The sequence below is a fragment of the Fibrobacter sp. UWB16 genome (assembly GCF_900215325.1).
GTDB lineage: Bacteria > Fibrobacterota > Fibrobacteria > Fibrobacterales > Fibrobacteraceae > Fibrobacter.
Genome location: NZ_OCMS01000003.1, coordinates 421,316 through 439,549, shown reverse-complemented (window position 1 = coordinate 439,549; position 18,234 = coordinate 421,316). Strand labels below are relative to the sequence as shown.

Annotated in this window: 9 protein-coding genes; 3 read left to right on the top strand and 6 right to left on the bottom strand. The window is 48.3% G+C overall.

Annotation, left to right across the window (positions count from 1 at the left end; genetic code table 11):
- Positions 1 to 229: 229 nt before the first annotated feature.
- Both CRN95_RS11575 and CRN95_RS11570 read left to right on the top strand, forming a co-directional pair.
- Entirely contained in the window at positions 230 to 1,759 is a 1,530-nt protein-coding gene (locus tag CRN95_RS11575; RefSeq protein ID WP_097020981.1) for an HD-GYP domain-containing protein, read from the top strand.
- 15 nt (positions 1,760 to 1,774) lie between these two features.
- A complete protein-coding gene (locus CRN95_RS11570; RefSeq protein ID WP_097020980.1) occupies positions 1,775 to 2,125 on the top strand; it encodes an Hpt domain-containing protein in 351 nt (116 codons plus the stop codon).
- A 52-nt stretch (positions 2,126 to 2,177) separates the two neighbouring features.
- Here the strand turns inward: CRN95_RS11570 and CRN95_RS11565 are convergent, their stop codons facing one another.
- Entirely contained in the window at positions 2,178 to 4,562 is a 2,385-nt protein-coding gene (locus CRN95_RS11565; protein WP_097020979.1) for a hybrid sensor histidine kinase/response regulator, read from the bottom strand.
- 116 nt (positions 4,563 to 4,678) lie between these two features.
- Positions 4,679 to 5,827, bottom strand: a complete 1,149-nt coding sequence (locus CRN95_RS11560; RefSeq protein WP_097020978.1) for an acyltransferase — start codon at positions 5,825 to 5,827, stop codon at positions 4,679 to 4,681.
- A gap of 154 nt (positions 5,828 to 5,981) precedes the next feature.
- Between CRN95_RS11560 and CRN95_RS11555 the strand changes: the two genes are divergently transcribed.
- Positions 5,982 to 7,499: an HD-GYP domain-containing protein gene (locus CRN95_RS11555; RefSeq protein ID WP_097020977.1), complete on the top strand. Its 1,518-nt coding sequence runs from the start codon at positions 5,982 to 5,984 to the stop codon at positions 7,497 to 7,499.
- Positions 7,500 to 7,850: 351 nt separating this feature from the next.
- Here CRN95_RS11555 and CRN95_RS11550 read toward each other — a convergent pair whose 3' ends face one another.
- The 4 genes from CRN95_RS11550 to CRN95_RS11530 all read right to left on the bottom strand — a co-directional run bounded on the left by CRN95_RS11550 (position 7,851) and on the right by CRN95_RS11530 (position 18,148).
- Positions 7,851 to 11,486 (bottom strand): response regulator, encoded by a 3,636-nt coding sequence (locus CRN95_RS11550; protein WP_097020976.1) that lies wholly within the window; start codon positions 11,484 to 11,486, stop codon positions 7,851 to 7,853.
- Positions 11,487 to 11,895: 409 nt separating this feature from the next.
- Positions 11,896 to 13,665, bottom strand: a complete 1,770-nt coding sequence (locus CRN95_RS11545; protein WP_097021065.1) for an endo-1,4-beta-xylanase — start codon at positions 13,663 to 13,665, stop codon at positions 11,896 to 11,898.
- 349 nt (positions 13,666 to 14,014) lie between these two features.
- Positions 14,015 to 15,841 carry an endo-1,4-beta-xylanase gene (locus CRN95_RS11540; protein WP_088630396.1) on the bottom strand — a complete coding sequence of 609 codons (1,827 nt, stop codon included), beginning with the start codon at positions 15,839 to 15,841 and terminating at the stop codon, positions 14,015 to 14,017.
- Positions 15,842 to 16,270: 429 nt separating this feature from the next.
- Complete coding sequence (locus CRN95_RS11530; protein ID WP_097020975.1) at positions 16,271 to 18,148, bottom strand: endo-1,4-beta-xylanase; 1,878 nt, start codon at positions 18,146 to 18,148, stop codon at positions 16,271 to 16,273.
- Positions 18,149 to 18,234 lie beyond the last annotated feature (86 nt).

Here is an 18,234-nt window from a genome sequence, read left to right as displayed (position 1 = left end):
TAAACATTAGCCCGCCTAAGCTTATTACATTTATATTACAATATATATACAATTTTTATATATATTGCAATACCGATTAATTTTGAATACTACAATTTGGTCTAATAAAACCTCAAAAACAGTGATTATGAGCAACAACCCCAAAGAAGTTATAATTTTCTTACGTTCCGTTTTTAAAATTATATACATTTAAAATGTATTGTATTTGGGAGCTAAAGGAATGTGTGGTATGGTTGAAAAGCGACCTCTTATACTGATTGTTGACGATGTGGCTTTAAATAGAGCCCTGTTATCGGACATACTCAGCGACAAATACAATATTATCGAAGCGGAAAACGGCAACGAAGCTTTGCTTTTACTCAGGGAAAAGACCTCTGAAATTTCGCTCGTGCTACTCGACATGGTCATGCCCGAAAAAGACGGCCTGGAAGTGCTCGCTATCATGAACAAAAACGGTTGGATCAATGAAATACCGGTCATCATGATTTCAGCAGAAAACGCACACGCCCTGATCGAAGGCGCCTACATGCTCGGAGTCACGGACTTTATTGCACGACCTTTTGACGAGATGGTTCTCAAAAATCGCGTGAACAACACCATCCGCCTGTACAAAAAGCAAAAAAGTCTCTCCGACCTCGTTTTAAACCAGATTTACGAAAAGACGCGCAACAACAGCATGATGGTGACCATGCTGAGCCATATCGTGGAATTCCGCAATGGAGAAAGCGGAATGCACGTGCTGCACATCAACACCATCACAGAAATGCTTTTGCGAGAGCTCCTGCACCGCACAAAAAAATACCAGATCAACAGAAACGACATCGGCATTATCTGTACGGCATCGTCCATGCACGACATCGGGAAAATCACAATCCCCGATGAAATCCTGAACAAGCCAGGCAAGCTCACGCCAGAAGAATTCAACATCATGAAAGGGCACACAATCAATTGCGCCCAGATGCTGAATGCAGTGCCGGTCGGTAACGACGAGCCCCTGATGAAATACGCCTACGAGATTTGCCGTTGGCATCATGAACGCTGGGACGGCAGGGGTTATCCGGATGGACTCAAGGGCGACGAAATCCCCATAGCGGCACAGATTGTTTCTATCGCAGACGTTTACGACGCGCTCACGAGCGAACGTTGCTACAAGCATGCATTCACTCACGAAAAAGCGCTCGAGATGATCCACAACAACGAATGCGGCGTGTTCAATCCGGTTTTGATTGAATGCCTTGATGCCATCGCTGACAAGCTTGTTGTCTCGCTCCAGACATTCGACTGGAGCAAGCAGGCAGACAAGGACTTTTTCTACATCGCCGATGCGATGATGAACGACCACAAGTACCCGATTTACAACCAAGCGTTTAGGCAGTTCATTGACGAGCGCAAGAAAAGCCACTTCTACGAGTCCATGATAAACGGCATTCTTTTTGAATACACTTACTCGCCTTCGGTCATTAAGCTTTCGCCAAAAGCATCACAATTGCTCGGGCTTCCAAAGACAATCGTTGACGAAGATGGCAACATAGGCAGCCTTGCACATGACGCAACAGCAGACGAAAACCTGTTGAAAATCAGGAAAATCCTGCACCGCAAAACCGCCCCCAAGGACAAGCCGGTCCTTATCAAACAAACTTTCAACATAGACGGCAAGAGTACCCCTTGCACAGTCAGGTTGCTTCAGATCTGGAACCAATCGACAAAAGAAAATCCCGTACTCGAATCCGCTTATGGACACATCGACATTTTACATTAAGGTTAGGATGAACTTATGACACTCTCTGAATTTTACAGCTCTCTCGGTGAATCGTTGAACGAAGTTCTTGAAAGACTCCGCATGGAATCTCGCGTTGCAAAATATTTGGGACTTTTTTTGAACGACCCGAGCTTTAACGAACTCAAAACAGCCTTTGCAAACAATGATGCAAAGACTGCATTCCGTGCAGCACACACGCTTAAGGGCGTTGCCGCCAATCTAGGGCTGAACAAGCTCTCCGCATCGAGTAGCGAACTCACCGAAGACCTGCGTCCGGAAGCATTCACCGCAAACTCGCAAGCACTCTTGGAAAAAGTCGAAGCGGACTACAATGTTGCAGTCAATGGGATAAAGCAATTGGAATAATTATTTAGATTCACTGGATCCTTCCGCTTTCAGCGTCAGGATGACGGAGACGTTATTTCTTGAGATATTTTTTTAACGAGTCTTCGAGTTGGGCAATGACGATGGGCTTTGCCAAATGTCCATCCATGCCCGCTTCAAGGGACTTACGACGGTCTTCATCAAATGCATTTGCAGAAAGCGCAATAATCGGAATGCGCTTGTCCGGGAACATCTTGCGGATGGTGCGTGTCGCTTCAAAGCCATCCATCACCGGCATCTGGATGTCCATCAAAATGCAATCGTAATAGTCCGGGCCTTTTTCTTTTAAACGTTCTACAGCGATAGAGCCGTCTTCGGCAGATTCTACGACGACACCTGCACTTTCCAAAATATCCTTGGATATTTCGAGATTCAGTTCGTTGTCCTCGACAACTAAAATCTTGAACCCTTCGAATGAAACAGGCTCTTCTTCCGAATGAGCAAAACGCACCTGTTCAACATTTTCGGGATGTTCCTGAATGCGCATCGGGATACGGATAGTAAACTTGGATCCCTCACCCACCTTGCTTTCCACTTCGATAGAGCCTTCCATCATATCGATAATGCGCTTGGTAATGGCAAGCCCAAGGCCAGTTCCCTGCTGCTTACTCACCGTAGAAGTCCGCTCGCGGGAGAACTCGTCAAAAAGGTGCTGCTGGTATTCGGCGCTCATGCCGATTCCCGTATCCTGAATGACAAACTGGTATAGTCCAAAGCCTTCGCGATCCGATGGGATTTGGCATACGTCAACAGTGACCGAGCCGCCCGACGGCGTATATTTCACCGCATTCGAAACCACATTGATAATCACCTGGTTCATGCGCAGAAAGTCTACATACACATAGGCATTCGTGATATCGTGGTGACTGAACTCGAAATGCACGTTTTTCTTTTCGGCAAGGGAACGGAGCATCGGAACATAGTCTTCGCCATTCTCGTTCAAGTTGACCGGATTCAAGTCCAGTTCCACCTTGCCGCTTTCAATGCGCGACATATCCAGCACATCGTTGATCAAGGACAAAAGGTGTTCACTCGAAAGTTTCGACTTGCTGAGGCAATCCAGCGCCTTGGCCTTGTCATCAATATTCTTGACCGCCATATCGGTAAAGCCAATCATCGCGTTAAGCGGCGTGCGGATGTCATGAGACATGTTGAAGAGGAACGCGCTCTTCGCCTTGTTTGCAAGTTCGGCTTTTTCAAGGCTCGCCATTTCGCGTTTTGTTTCGGCATCGACGCTATGGAAACCGGCAATTACATGGTTCTTGAAATTTTCGTCCTTGACAAATTTAATCTGGTAATAAACATCTTCACCATTGACCTGCAATCTGAAGTTGACGAAGTACATGTGTTCATGTTCGACCATGTCAAGTACTTTTGCAGGTTCAGTCGCGGCGCAGAACGATTCGCGATCGCTCGGGTGAACAACGGTATTAACAAGCACTTCCAGACGTTTACCGAAGTTGTCGATTTTGGACCACCCCGGAACCATCTCATCAAACATGGGGTCAAAGCGGTAATGCACCTCGGAAAGAGTCTCGTAATCCACGTACACCACGCAGCCGAAGTCATCGGACAAGCCTGAAATCACAGCCATGTCGCGGTTTGCAATCGCCTTGCGTTCGGCCTTGGCGGATTCCTCTTCATCGACGTTTTCAAGCGTCACGACGATGTGATTTTCTGAATCAGGAGTCTTCGCCGCTTTTAAACGGTAATATACTAGACGCCCGTCAAACGAAAAACGGAAAGAGACAGACACCGCTCGGTCTTTTTCCAAGCCGTGCAACAGCTTTTCCTTGTCTACAAAATTCTTGACTGCATCCCAGTCTTCCCTGTACACAACCTTTTCAAGAGCCTGTTCAAAACCCACAAAAAAGTCATTGCAGTTCTTGGCATCGAGAGTCTTCACGACACCTTGGGCGTTAAATTCAATGAACGAGTTGTCGTTGATATCGACGTAATAAATATTATCGAAACCATCGCCAAGCGTGTTTGCAATATCGGAATACTGGTCGAGTTCGCGCACGTGCATCTTGAATTCGACCTGTTCCGTCACGTCGGTGCAGCAGCCTTCAAGACGCATGCCGCGCGTGTACTTGTCATTGCGCTTGCCATGATTTTGCAGGAATATGACCCCGCGCGACTGGTGGTTCCAGGCGTACTCCAGTTCGGACATTTCACCGCGAGTCATCTGGTCCACAAATTCAGCATAAGCCTCGTAATATGAGAGGTCTACGTTATTGCACCATAAATTGTAGAGGTCTTCGGGGAGCGTTTCTTCAGGGAATCCAAGAATCTGGAGAAGAGCTTTATCGGCATACATTCGTGGAGGGTGACCTTCATCGACTTCGATCGTCCACAAGCCGACGCCTGCACTCGATAGAATCGCATGAGTCAATTCTGACGATTCAAGACAGTCCATGATTTGTTGATCCTCCAACAAGAATTCCCTTCCAACGGGCGTCTCCAGTCGCCCTAGTGTATAAAATACACATATTTTTAGGACTTGTTTGAGAAAAAACGAATAAAGTCTCGGATTTAGGCCTTTGCTTTTGCTTTTTTACGGCGCCAGATTTTAAATTCCATGTAAAGTGTGCTGACCGTATAGACAAAGAGGAGCAAAAGGATGGTATTCTTCGGACGGTTCAGGTTGCAAATGCCCCATGCAAATGTAATGATGGGCAGATGGATCAAGTACGGGTAGAAAGACGCACGGCCAACACGACGCACAAGCGGGATGCAGAAGAATCTCGCCAAGAAGCCCTTGCCCGAAAGAAGGCTCACCACAAACATGCCGTAAATGAAAATCGGAAGGCTGTGGTGGATAAAGTAATTATACCCAGGGTTAATATCAGGACGCATGAGGAAGAGGCTTCCGTAAAGTGCGAGGAGCAAAAGCGCCTGAGCAACGCCACTTACATAATCCTTTTTAAAGACCTCAAAAACGCCCTCGTTGTAAAGGCGGTAAAGCACCATGCCAAACAAATATTCAAAAACGCGTACAGGCGCAAACATGTGGAAAAAGCGGTACTTGGCATCGAAACCATCAAACCATAAATTGCCCGAATTGCCATATACAACCGCCCAAAAAATTCCCGGAACAAACACACCGCCAAAGAGAATCCAGAGCGTACGACGGTTCTGCTTGATAAGCCAACGGCTGAACCACGGCGTAATCGCATAGCAGAGGAAAAAGCTCGTAAGAGACCAGGACGGTTCATTCAACTTCATGCCAAGATCCGGGGCGATCGACCACGTGAGCGTTAGGTGCATGAGCAAGCTCCGCCACGGGTGGAACATCTTAGCTAATCCCGCCGAAGCACAATCACCAATTTCGGAAAACGCAGGCAAATGCGTGTAGCCACTCATCTTGAACACAATCAGCACAAACATGAGAAGCGTCATGAAGAAGTGCAAGCGGTAAAGTTTTGCGATGCGACTGAACATGAACGGGATCACCGGAATGCTGCGTTCCGGGTCGCTATACTTGCTTGCAAAGAGGAAACCGGCCAACACGTAGAAGATGCCCGCAGCAAAGGCAGGCGCCGAGATAATGGGCATCACCCACTTGCAATCGGACATGTACATAAGGGCGTTAGAACTGCCCAAATGGAGCATGACAATATTCAGGCTTGCGAGGAGACGGAGACCGTCTATTGCGGGGAAGTAATTTGCTGGTTTCGGCATTTCGAGAAAAATTTAGAAAAACATGGTGATTTTGCGCAAATGGAAGGGGTATTTTGATTTTTCAAGAGATAAAACGCCCTTTTTCGTTACATTTTTCTTAAATTAGAGAGGTACAACCACTTAAGAAAGAGAAAATAAAATTGGTGCTTCGACCATGAGCAACGAACGTGCAAAAATTTTGATTGTCGATGATGACGCCATGAACAGAGTCGTACTTTCGGATCTGCTCTGTGACGAATATGATATCATCGAAGCAAAAGACGGTGACGAAGCCATCGAGATTCTCGGTACAAAAGCCAAAGATATTACGCTTGTCCTGTTGGACATGATTATGCCCGGGCGCGATGGACTCGAAGTTCTCGAAGTCATGAACGATAAAGGATGGATCAAAGGAACCCCAGTCGTCATGATTTCGGCAGAGACATCTACGCCACAAGTAGAAAGAGCATTTTCGCTCGGCGTGACCGACTTTATTTACCGCCCGTTCGACCAGATGGTCGTGCAAACGCGAGTCCGCAACACAATCAATCTATACGTGAAACAGATGCAGCTTTCGGAACTCGTAACTGACAAGATTTACGAGAGAACTCGAAACAGCGACATGCTGATTTCCATTCTGAGCCACATCGTTGAATTCCGTAACGGCGAAAGCGGCCAGCACGTCTTGCACATCAAAAAGATTACCGATATTCTTTTACGCGCGCTCCTCAAGCGAACCAACGAATACAACATCACCGAAGAAGAAATCGGCACCATAGCAACGGCTTCTTCGATGCACGACATCGGGAAGATTACAATTCCTGACGAAATTTTGAACAAGCCAGGCAAGCTCACGAAAGAAGAATTCGAAATCATGAAGCAACACTCCATGAACGGCGCCAAGATGCTTGACGCCATCCAGTTCTTCAAGAACGAGCCTCTGATGAAGTTTGCTTATAACATTTGTCGTTGGCACCATGAACGCTGGGACGGCCGCGGCTACCCCGACGGCCTCAAGGGTAATGAAATTCCTATCAGTGCACAGGTTGTCTCTGTTGCCGACGTTTACGACGCACTTACTAGCGAACGTTGCTACAAGAAGGCGTTCAGCCACGAGAAGGCTCTTGAGATGATTCGCAATAACGAATGCGGCGTCTTCAACCCGCTCCTCCTGGAATGCCTCGGCGATGTCGCCGACACGCTGCCTAAGGAACTGAACGACCAACGCACGAGCAAGTTGAGCGATGCGGACTTTGCTAAAATCGCACGTTCCATTTTCGAAAGTACCGAAGACACAGAAAGCCACATTTTCCAGCAATATGTCAACGAGCGTAAAAAAAGTAAGTTCTTTGCATCACTGCAAAGAGGAGTTACGTTCGAATACACGTATGAACCGCCCCTACTCAAGCTTGAAGCAAAAAATGCAAAGGCATTGAGTTTCCCGAAGACTATGGTCGAGCCCGAAAACAACAGCGAATTCTGGAACATCTTCGGGCGCGAGAATTGGGATGAATTTGTAAAGTTGTTGCACGATCCGCAGCTGAACAATGATTCGTTTACGTTCAACAGCGAAATGCGAGTCAAAGGCGAAAAGCGCCCGTGCAAGATTAAAGTCCAACAGTGCTGGAATAGGCGCGACCCGGAGCACCCAGAGCTCATTTCGGTGTACGGGAATGTAGAATTTATTAAATAATGGCGATCCCGGCACAGAGGCCGGAATGACAACGGAGCCGAGCGATGCAGAAATATGCTTGCATGTTTCTATATCCGAGGCGAACAAGTCAAGCCCCGTTAGGGGAATGACATTGTAAAAAGCACGGGCATGACAATGCGCGAGAATTTATCCTAAGAATTTACGAAGGACTTTCTTGAGTTTTTCAACGTCAATATTAAATAATGGCGATCCCGGCACAGAGGCCGGAATGACAACGGAGCCGAGCGATGCAGAAATATGCTTGCATGTTTCTATATCCGAGGCGAACAAGTCAAGCCCCGTTAGGGGAATGACATTGTAAAAAGCACGGGCATGACAATGCGCGAGAATTTATCCTAAGAATTTGCGAAGGACTTTCTTGAGTTTTTCAACGTCAATGGGCTTTGCGACATGCTCGTTCATGCCAGCATCAATTGCCGCCTTGCGGTCTTCTTCAAACGCATTCGCAGTCATCGCTATAATCGGGACATTCTTGAAGTAATCGTCGCGCAAAGACCTAATCTGGCGAGTGGCTTCGAGGCCATCCATCACAGGCATCTGCACATCCATCAAAATCAAGTCATAGGCGCCCTGCTTTGCCATTTTGAGCATTCCTAAAGCGACACAGCCGTCTTCGGCACAATTAACAACAAAGCCCAATTCTTCAAGGACGCTTTGTGCAATTTCACGATTGAGCTCATTGTCTTCGACAAGAAGGATTTTCTTACCGACAAAATTCTCAGATTTAACGCACTCCACTTTCACATCGTCTTTCAGAACACCTGTGGCACGGGCCAAGACATCATGCATTTCCGTGAGGAATAGCGGTTTGCTTATAAACGCAGTCACACCCGCTTCGCGCGCACTTTTTTCAATGTTTGCACTGTCATAGGACGCCATGAGGATAATCGGATTATCGCTCCCCGGAATCATGCGCAATTGTTCCACGGCGTCAATACTTTCCATATCGAGCAACAAGTCGTCAAGAACAATGACTGAATAGCATTCGTGACGGTCAACAGCTTCTTTTGCACGCAGCACCGCTTCACGGCCATACATCGTCCATTCTGCGCGCATTCCCAAACGGCGCAGAAGGTTTGTAGCGCTGGAGCATGCATTGTAATCACTAGCGACAACGAGAGCGCGAGCATTCTGCAACGCTTCGAGATTCGTCAAATCCGCAGAAGTATCCTGGATTTTTAGTTTCAGATGAATGATGAATTCCGTTCCCTGATTAGGGGCGCTCACAACATTTATGGAGCCTCCCATCATATCAACAATTTTCTTGGTGATAGACATTCCAAGCCCAGTCCCTTGCGTCTTGGAAATCGTTGAAGTGCGTTCGCGTTCAAACGGTTGGTACAGGACTTTCAAGAATTCCGGACTCATGCCGATGCCATCATCCTTGACATGGAACTCGTACGTTCCCGTTTTTTCATCGCTAGCGGTCTGACGGACAAACACGTGGATATTACCGCCCATCGGCGTAAACTTGACCGCATTTGAAAGCAGGTTGATCAGCATCTGATGCAAGCGCAGCTTGTCACAAATAACAAGTTCGTTCTCGATATTGAACGTATCCATGTAAAGTTTTTGCTGTTTTTCACTCGCCTGACCTAAGACAATCGTATTCAGGTCATGCATGATTTCGGACAAGTTGCAGTTTACCTCTTCAAGGCGAATCTTGCCCGACTCAATGCGGCTCATATCGAGAATATCATTGATGAGCGAGAGCAAATGCGTACTCGAAACGACAGTCTTGTTCAAATAATTCTTGACCAGCACAGGGTCATCCAAATTATTCAGCGCAAGGTTTGTAAAACCGATAATGGCATTCATCGGCGTGCGGATGTCATGTGACATGTTCGAAAGGAACATCGTCTTTGCGTTGTTCGCCTTTTCGGCCTGCACAAGAGCCTGTTCCAGAAGTTTCTGCTGTTTCTCAAGTTCCTGCTTCTGTTCAGCAATCTTTGCATCCAGTTCCATCTTTTGAGCGGTTATATTGTCAATGAACATGAACGCCATAATAAAGGTCAACGGCACGCCATTTCTACGTTCCAGGACAAACGTCGTCACGCGACGCCATTCACCCTTGAGCGCACGGTAGCTGTACTCGCGCTTATCGACATCTGCCAAGTATGAACGCATAAAATCAACGTTCGCCATGTTTTCCCAAGTTTCGCGGAACTCCGGCAAGACCTCCTTGCTGAACTCAAGAATAGCGCTACTGTACTTGATAAAGCCGCCATAAGTTTTACCTTTCTCGTAAACCGCCGATTCACGGATACTGCGGACAGTATCGTCTTCGAGATTCACAAAATAAACGCCAAAATAATCTTCATAAAGCTTGCTATCAACATAGCGGTTTAGAATTTCGGCATCCTTGTCGGCAAAACAAACTACAACAGCACGCGGCGTTTCATTTTGCGAACCGACTTTCACGAACTTTATCTCGCTAAAACGGGTTCCTCCAGTATCGTATTTTCTGTAGTGCGCTATAAACGATTTTTGGCCTTCAAGCAATTTCTTGATATGTTCAATAGAAGCAAAATCACCAATTCTTTTCTTATCAAGTTCATGGACAAATCCATCGACATACGACTTGAACACTTTAGAATAACAATTATCGTGTTGATACAGCTTTCCGTAATTGACTTCGGCATAGTCGCTCACCGTGTAAGGAGTGAACGTATCCGTATCAAGATCAACATAGTAGACCGAGGTGAATTCCGTCGCAAGCACATTGATAATGTCGAAGTTGCGTTCCATGTTGCGTTCGCGCTCTTTACGGGCAAGGACTTCCTTGTGGATATTGGCAACAGCGATAATAATGTGGTCATCAGCAGCTTTGGACCAAAGGGCCTTAAGGCGGTAGTATTGCGGCTCGCCATTGACCATAAGCCTATATTCGGTTGAAAAGGTTTTGTCTCCCTCAAGCTGGGAGAGCAAAAAATCCTTATTCATGACCGAAGTCAACCGTTCAACATCTTGCGGGTAGATAATCTTCTTGATGTCTCTCGTACATTCTTCGAAAAAGTTTTGGCGGCTCATCAGGAGCTTGAGCTTGATATAGCTACTTTCCTGGTTGAACACGTCGTACGAATTGTCATTCAAGTTCACATAGTAAATAATTTCGTACTCAACGCTCAACGCATTTGCAATTTCGGAAAATTCGCGGTTCATCACGTCCGAACGTTTTTCTTCGTCGCGGTCTGCAATGCCAAGCACTACCACAGGCGATTTTTCATCGGAAACCCGGACGAATTTCATCTGGAAATAGCGGCCATCGCGATTCTTGTAGTCCACCTCGAAGTGGCTCTGCCTTGAAAACCTTTCGCGAATGCTCTCAATAGACGCCAATGTCAAGACTCGCTTGGCATCTTCGCTACTTACAATTTCTTTGGCATATTTCTCTAAAGCCTCGGAATAGAGCATCTCGCCGCGGAGCTCTTTTTCAAAAATGCGTGCCGTCTGCGACTTGACATAGGAATGCATTTTTTCCGAATCAAGATCGATGCGGTAAAGTGCATTGAATTCCATGGCAAGGGCCTGGATGACGCGGTAGCCTTCCTCGACCTTCATGCGTTTACGGATTTCGTCATCGACATTCAAGAAGCAGATGGCCATGTGGTCTTCATCGCGGCCACGGGTAACCTGGAGCTTGCAATAGCGTTCCTTGCCGGTCACAATTTCACGCACTACAAACGAGAAACTGCTTTCTTTTTTAAGGCGGCCACGGACATAAGCTACAGATAGCATATCCTTCAGCACATCGCGGTCATCGGGATGGACATCTTCGGAAATAAACTTCTGGAGGGCAGATACGGCATTTTCGCCATTGCCATACTTTTTTTCAAGGCCTTTTTTGCAATAGTAAACGACATACGAAAAATCCAGCAAATTGACATAATATGCGGAAATGAACTGTTCGTAAAATATTTCCGAGAACAGTTCAGCGTATGCAACCTGATTTTCACTATCACTCATAATTGCTCCCTTTCTGCAATTAATTAAAATACATCAATTTTATGGATTAAGGTAATATGAGCCCTAGAAAATCCCGAATTTTCAGTTTTTTTGCTTTTTGTCACACAACGAGAGGGAGAAGTCCTCCCCATACGCGGATCATGACTACTAAGCAGCATAGCTGCAAGTAGTCAAAGAGATCAAGTCGGGCATGACACATATGGCAATTCCGGAATAACGAGAATTCAAGAAATAACTGGATCCTTCGCTTCGCTCAGGATGACAGGCCGGAGTGATAGGCCGGGGTGACAGGTCGAGAATGACGTATTTCGGGGTGACACTGCAAAAAAAGAACCTTCGAGGGGGGAACCTCGAAGGCCTTTGGGTGTAATAGGCTCCCTATTGGGGAGTTATGGATTAGGAATTCTAGTTAGCGGGCGACACGGACCGACTTTACTTCACCATTCTTGACAGAACGGAGCATATAGACGCCCTGGACCTTGATGGCACTCGTGTTCTTGAGCGTTGTCACAGCTTCGTCCATGGTATAAGCACTCATACGACCGATACGAACACCATTCACGTCAAAGACGTAGTAGTCGCTGACTTCCGGGTATTCGTAGCGGATCTGAGTCTGGATAGCGATAGGCGGTTCATCACTATCGCCCTTTGTGAAGTTGATATAGTCGATATCGAAGTATTGTGCCGTCACATCCAAACGGAGAGTATGCTTACCGGCCGGGAGCGTCACCTTTTTCTTCACGTCAATGAAATCATCGTAGCTTGTGCCAGTCACATCGAATTCGCCGACAGACTTTCCATCAATGGAGAGCTTAAAAGAGCCTGATCCATTTGCGGCAACAGATGCCGTAGCCGTGTAGTCGCCCGCGTCCGCGATGTCGACAGAGTATTCCAGCCAATCACCAGTCGTATTATAGCCAACAATGTTTCCAGTCGCCTTCTTGTAGATATCGACATCCGCCGCATCGCTCTTGCGGTAATCGGAATCACCATGGTTTTCCGGGTCGCCATCGCTGTAAGTAACATTGCTTACGCCATCCGTTTCACCGACGCCGGTAATATCAAAGTCTTCAACTTCAATCTTGCCCGGGATTGCCAAAGCAGAGCCCTTGAACGGCTTGCGCGGCACCGGCTCAGGCGGGACATACGGAGCAAAAAGGCCCGTATTGTCCTTACCGTCCTTGAGGTGTTCCTTGAAATACTGCTTGAGCCAGGTCATTGCCGGACGGTCGCTACCATTCTTGATAAGACCGGAGTTTCCGTTCGTAGTCCAGGTAGCACCGTAGATGTAGCCCCAGAGGGTAATGCCCGCGACCTGCGGAGATTCCCAGAATGCGGGAATCTGTTCGGAGTAGCGCTGTTTCTGCTGGTTGTCGTTATCCGTACCGATATCGTATTCGGTAATGAAGAGCGGCATCGGTTCGCCCTTGGCATTCTTGACGCTATTCTGGATCTTGTTCAAGGCGCTCTTGAAATCGTTGGCGTTCATGTCGGTCAAGTCATGGGCCTGCTGACCATAAGCATCGACCGGAGCTCCCTGCTTCACGAGCTTGTTCACGAGGTCGATACCTTCGTTAATCTGCCACCTGAACGTGTTATAGTCATTATAGATAAGGATAGCCTTCGGCCAACGTTCGCGCGCCATCTTAAAGGCAGTCGCCACGAATTCGTAGTTGCCGTTATCGCCGCCGAGAGCAGGAATAATATTATTGTTTCTGCCATAACCGGAATGGTAGCTGCCACCCGACTTGATAGCTTCATTCACCACGTCAATCATTTCGAGATCGGGGTAATGAGCGGCAACGGCATCGAACCATGCGGTAATCGCCTTCTTGGTTTCGTCCGTGCTAAGGCCATTGAGCCAGTTCGGGTACTGGGAGCCCCACACAAGAGCGTGGAACTTGAACTTGCCACCATTCTTTTTTGCCCAGTTATAGCAAGCACCGCAGCCCGACCAATTGTAACGACCGCGAGTGCCTTCGATGGACGCCCACTTGCATTCGTTTTCGGCGGTAATCTGGTTCCAGTAAGTCCCGAAATCGGACTGAACCTGGCCGCGAGTTGTAATATTTCCTAGAAACTTTGCACCGCCATCGACCATGCCGGGGCCTGCAAACGAATTAACTGCTCCACCCATAAGTGCAGCATACAATATACCCTTAATGAAATTTGATTTCATTTCCAACCATCCTCTTAGGTTAGTACTCTAACACCACTATAAACTTATTCTCAGTTTATCCAAATAGGAGAAAATTTATCATTGCCAAAATGTCTAGATGGAGATGCCCGGTCAAGCCGGGCATGACAAAGTAATAGGAAGATTGAAAAACGAGATGGTGACCCCGGCACGGAGGCCGGGGTGACAGGCCGGGGGGACAAAGCAATCGCAAGTGTGTATGCCGCCCCCACCCGGAACGGAGGCCGGGGTGACAAAGTACAAAAAAAGAACCTTCGAGTGTTACCTCGAAGGCCTTTGGGTATTTAAGGCTCCCCGTTTGGTTTAGGGGAGTTATGGATTAGGATTCCTTTTAGCGAGAGATACGAACAGACTTCACAGCGCCATTCTGGACGGAGCGGAGCATGTAGATGCCGTTGTTCTTGACTTCGTTAGAGCTCTTGAGAATCTGCATGGCTTCGTTCATGGAGTATGCGTTCATACGGCCAAGACGGACACCATTTGCGTCGAAGACGTCGTAGCTGCCAATTCTCGGAGCCTGATACTGAATCTTCTGGTTGATGGAAATCGGCGGTTCATTGCCACCACCCGGATTATCGGCAACTTCGCCCTTCACAAAGTTGATGTAGTCGATGTCGAAGTACTGCTGGGTCACATCGAGGCGGAGCACGTGCTTACCGGCCGGGAGCGTCACCTTCTTCTTCACGTCGGAGAAGTCGTCGTAGCTTGTGCCAGTGACTTCGAATTCAGCGAGAGACTTGCCATCGAGGGAGAGCGTGAATGCGCCCGTGCCTTCGGTAGCAACAGAAGCGATTGCGGTGTAGTCGCCAGCTTCGGCAATGTTGATGGTGTATTCGTACCAGTCACCCGTAGTGTTGTAGCCGAGAGCAACGCCAGTAGCCTTCTTGTAAAGGTCTGCACCGGTATCCTTGCGGTAGTCGGAGTCGCCATGGTTTTCGGAATCGTCGCCATAGGATTCGTTGCTCGTACCGTCTTCGTTCTTGCCCTGGCCCGGCTTATCGAAATCTTCGACTTCAATCTTGCCCGGAACAGCGAGAGCTTCGCCCTTGAACGGTTCCTGCGGAACAGGGTCAACCGGAGTGAGAACACCAGTATTGAGGCCAGTCGTGTTCACGCCCTTGTTGCTCTTGAGGTACTCCCTCATCCACTTCAAAGCGGCGCGGTCCTGGCCATTCTTGACAATGCCGGAGCAGCCACTCGCAGTGCCGTTACAGTCGAGCCAAGTGCGACCATAAATGTAGCCCCAGATGGTAATGCCGGCAATGTGTTCGTTTTCCATGAAGTGAGAAATCTGTTCGGAGTAGCACTGCTTCTGGATATTGTCGTCGGTAGTTGCAATGTCGTATTCGCTGATGAACATCGGGGTCTGGGTCTTGTCCCAGATTTCCTTGAGAACACTCTTGAGCGTATTGATGCTCAAGCAGGAGCCACCACCACCAGTACCACCAGCGCCACCGCCCTGGCTCATCATGTCGTGGGCCTGCAAGCCGTATGCGTCAACCGGAGCACCGTTTTTCTTGATGGTCTGGATAAGCTGAATGCCCTGATCCTTGTTCCACTGAACCGTGTTATAGTCGTTATAAATGAGGATAGCCTTCGGCCAACGTTCGCGCGCCATCTTGAAGGCGGTCGTTACGAACTGGTAATTGCCACCATTATCGCCACCGAGTGCCGGAATGATGTTGTTGTTCTTGCCATAAGGAGAATGATAGCTGTTGTTGCCCGTGCGGATAGCTTCGTTCACCACGTCGATCATTTCGAGATCGGGGTAATGTTCCTTGACCGCATCGAACCAGGCGGTAATCGCCTTCTTCGTTTCGTCTGTGCTAAGGCCATTGAGCCAGTTCGGATACTGGGAGCCCCACACCAAAGCGTGGAACTTGAAGTGACCCCCGTTCTGCTTTGCCCAGTTATAGGCAGCATCGCAGGCACCCCAGTTGTAACGGCCACGAGTACCTTCGACGGAACCCCACTTACAGCCGTTTTCGGCCGTAGCCTGGTTCCAGAGCGCAGTAAAGTCTGAGCCGACACTATTACTCTGGGTAATGTTACCAATGAACTTGGCTGCGCCATCGGCAAGGCCTGGACCTGCGTAAGAACTTACTGCGCCACCCAAAAGTGCAGCAGCCAATAAACCTTTCAAACATTTTGATTTCATATTCCACATCCTCATAGGTTAAGAGTCCCATACAACCATTATAAACATATCTTTGTTTTTAAAAATTGCCCCAAAAAGTCCAAAATTTATCATTGACAAAATGTCCATAATGGAATTTTTACAAAAACATGTTTTTTAAGTTAAAACCTTTTAAAATTCCATTACTATTCAAAAAGTACGTCATGCGGGCGGGGCCCCAGCTCGGAGTTGCGAAGGCCGCACGGGCCCCTCCCTGCACCCTCCCCATCCTTGGCCGACGCTTTATTCTCACAACGACAATAAGCAATCATTTAATTACACAAAAATCTCGCATTATACCGAAAAAAAATGTTTTGTAATTAACGCAAAAAAAGGACCTTCGAGGGTGAGCTCGAAGGCCTTTGGGTATTTAAGGCTCCCCCATTCGGGGAAGTTATGGATTAGGATATTTTAACGGGTCACGCGGACGGACTTTACCATGCCGCTCTTGACGGAACGAAGCAGGTAGATTCCCTGGACCTTGATGGCGCTCGTATTCTTGAGGGTCATCACGGCTTCGTCTACGGAGTAGGCGCTCATGCGGCCGAGACGGACGCCGTTCATGTCAAAGACATCGTAATCGCTGAGAACCGGGTAATTCATGCGGAGGTTCGACTGAATGGCATCCGGAATTTCTTCTTCGATCGGTTCGGGGTCGGTAGCGTCCTTGCCCTTCACGAAGGTGAAGTAGTCCACGTCAAACCAGGCGCCGGTTACATCCATGCGGAGAACATGTTTGCCTTCCGGGAGAGTCACGTTGGCCTTGACCTTGTTGTAGTCGTCGTAATTTTCTTCACCTTCCTTGGCAGCGGGGACAGTAATCTTTTCGGTAAGCGCCTTGCCATCGAGAGAGAGTTGGAAGCTGGAGGTAGAACCCGCGGCAGCCACGGCGGCAAACATCGTGTAGTCGCCCGCTTCCTTCACGTTCACGGTCCATTCGAGCCAGTCGCCTTCACTGTTGTAGCCCACGATTACGCCGGTCGCCTTCTTGTAAAGGTCAACGCCCGTGTCCTTGCGGTAATCGCTATCGCCGTGATTTTCGGAATCGTCGCTATAGGACTGGTTGCTCGTACCGTCTTCGTTGACGCCCACACCCGGGATATCGAAATCTTCGGCTTCGACCTTACCCGGAATGGCAATCGGTTCTCCCTTGAACGGAAGCTGCGGTTCGGGTTCAACCGGAGTGAAGGTCACATCGTTCTTGCCCTTGCTCAAGTTCTTGGCGAAGTAGTCTTCGAGCCAGTTCATGGAAGCGCGCTTGCGGCCATCCTTTTCGATAAGGCCGGTGTTTGCAACCCAAGTAGAACCATTGATATAGCCCCAGATCGTGATGCCAGCAACCCACGGCGTTTCCCACATGAACGGAATCTGGTTTGCGTAATCGTTTTTCTGCTTGGTATCGTCGGCTTCGCCGATATCGTATTCCGAAACGAGGAGCGGGAGGCCCGTCTCGTTATGGATGCGGGTCATCTTGCTTTCGAAATCGGACTTGCTCATGCCCTTGCAGTCGTGAGCCTGCTGACCGTAGGCATCGACCGGAGCGCCATTCTTGACGATGGTCTGGATAAGTTCGATACCTTCGTTGATCTGCCAGGAGAGCGTGTTGTAGTCGTTATAGATAAGTACAGCCTTCGGCCAACGTTCGCGGGCCATCTTGAAGGCGTTCGTAATAAAGTCGTACTGGTGCTTGCCATTTACAACGCGGTCACCACCGAGGGCTTCGATAATGTAGGAGCCACCGCATTCGGTATCGTCGGTGCTGTGCCCTTCGGCACCTGCAGCAGGCTTGCCGTAACCAGAGTGGTAGTTGTTACCCGCCCAAATAGCTTCGTTCACCACGTCAATGTATTCGAGGTCCGGGAACTTCGCGGCAACGGCATCGAACCATTCGGTGATGTACTTTTTGGTGAGTTCTACGGTAATGCCCGGATTTTTCTTTTTGCAGAGGAAGTTCGGGTACTGGGAACCCCAAACGAGGGCGTGGAACTTGAAGTGGCGTTCGCCCGGTTTTTCCTTGGCCCACTTGTAGGCGCTTTCGCACTTGTCGAAGTTGTCCCAGGCAAACTTGCTTGTACCGCTGTTGCCGTTAGAAAGGGAATGGATGGAGCCCCACTTACAGCCGTTTTCGGGTGTAATCTGGTTCCAATATTGAGCAAAGTCGCTACGAATCTGGCCGCCCGTAGTAATATTGCCCAGGAATTTTGCACCGCCATCGGCAAGGGCAGCGTTAGCAACGGAGACAAAACCAGCAACGGCTACTGCAGCCAAAGAGAGAGACAGTTTTCTCATATACCTAATCCTCGTACACGGTTAATACCCATAACCATTCTAAACATATCCTCTTTTTGAGAATATGTTCAGAAAAAGCAATTACA

Excerpts from the sequence above, each read along its gene's own strand:
- CRN95_RS11575 (WP_097020981.1), top strand. The coding sequence starts at position 230 with ATGGTTGAAAAGCGACCTCTTATACTGATTGTTGACGATGTGGCTTTA.
- CRN95_RS11570 (WP_097020980.1), top strand. The coding sequence starts at position 1,775 with ATGACACTCTCTGAATTTTACAGCTCTCTCGGTGAATCGTTGAACGAA.
- CRN95_RS11565 (WP_097020979.1), bottom strand. The coding sequence starts at position 4,562 with ATGGACTGTCTTGAATCGTCAGAATTGACTCATGCGATTCTATCGAGT.
- CRN95_RS11560 (WP_097020978.1), bottom strand. The coding sequence starts at position 5,827 with ATGCCGAAACCAGCAAATTACTTCCCCGCAATAGACGGTCTCCGTCTC.
- CRN95_RS11555 (WP_097020977.1), top strand. The coding sequence starts at position 5,982 with ATGAGCAACGAACGTGCAAAAATTTTGATTGTCGATGATGACGCCATG.
- CRN95_RS11550 (WP_097020976.1), bottom strand. The coding sequence starts at position 11,486 with ATGAGTGATAGTGAAAATCAGGTTGCATACGCTGAACTGTTCTCGGAA.
- CRN95_RS11545 (WP_097021065.1), bottom strand. The coding sequence starts at position 13,665 with ATGAAATCAAATTTCATTAAGGGTATATTGTATGCTGCACTTATGGGT.
- CRN95_RS11540 (WP_088630396.1), bottom strand. The coding sequence starts at position 15,841 with ATGAAATCAAAATGTTTGAAAGGTTTATTGGCTGCTGCACTTTTGGGT.
- CRN95_RS11530 (WP_097020975.1), bottom strand. The coding sequence starts at position 18,148 with ATGAGAAAACTGTCTCTCTCTTTGGCTGCAGTAGCCGTTGCTGGTTTT.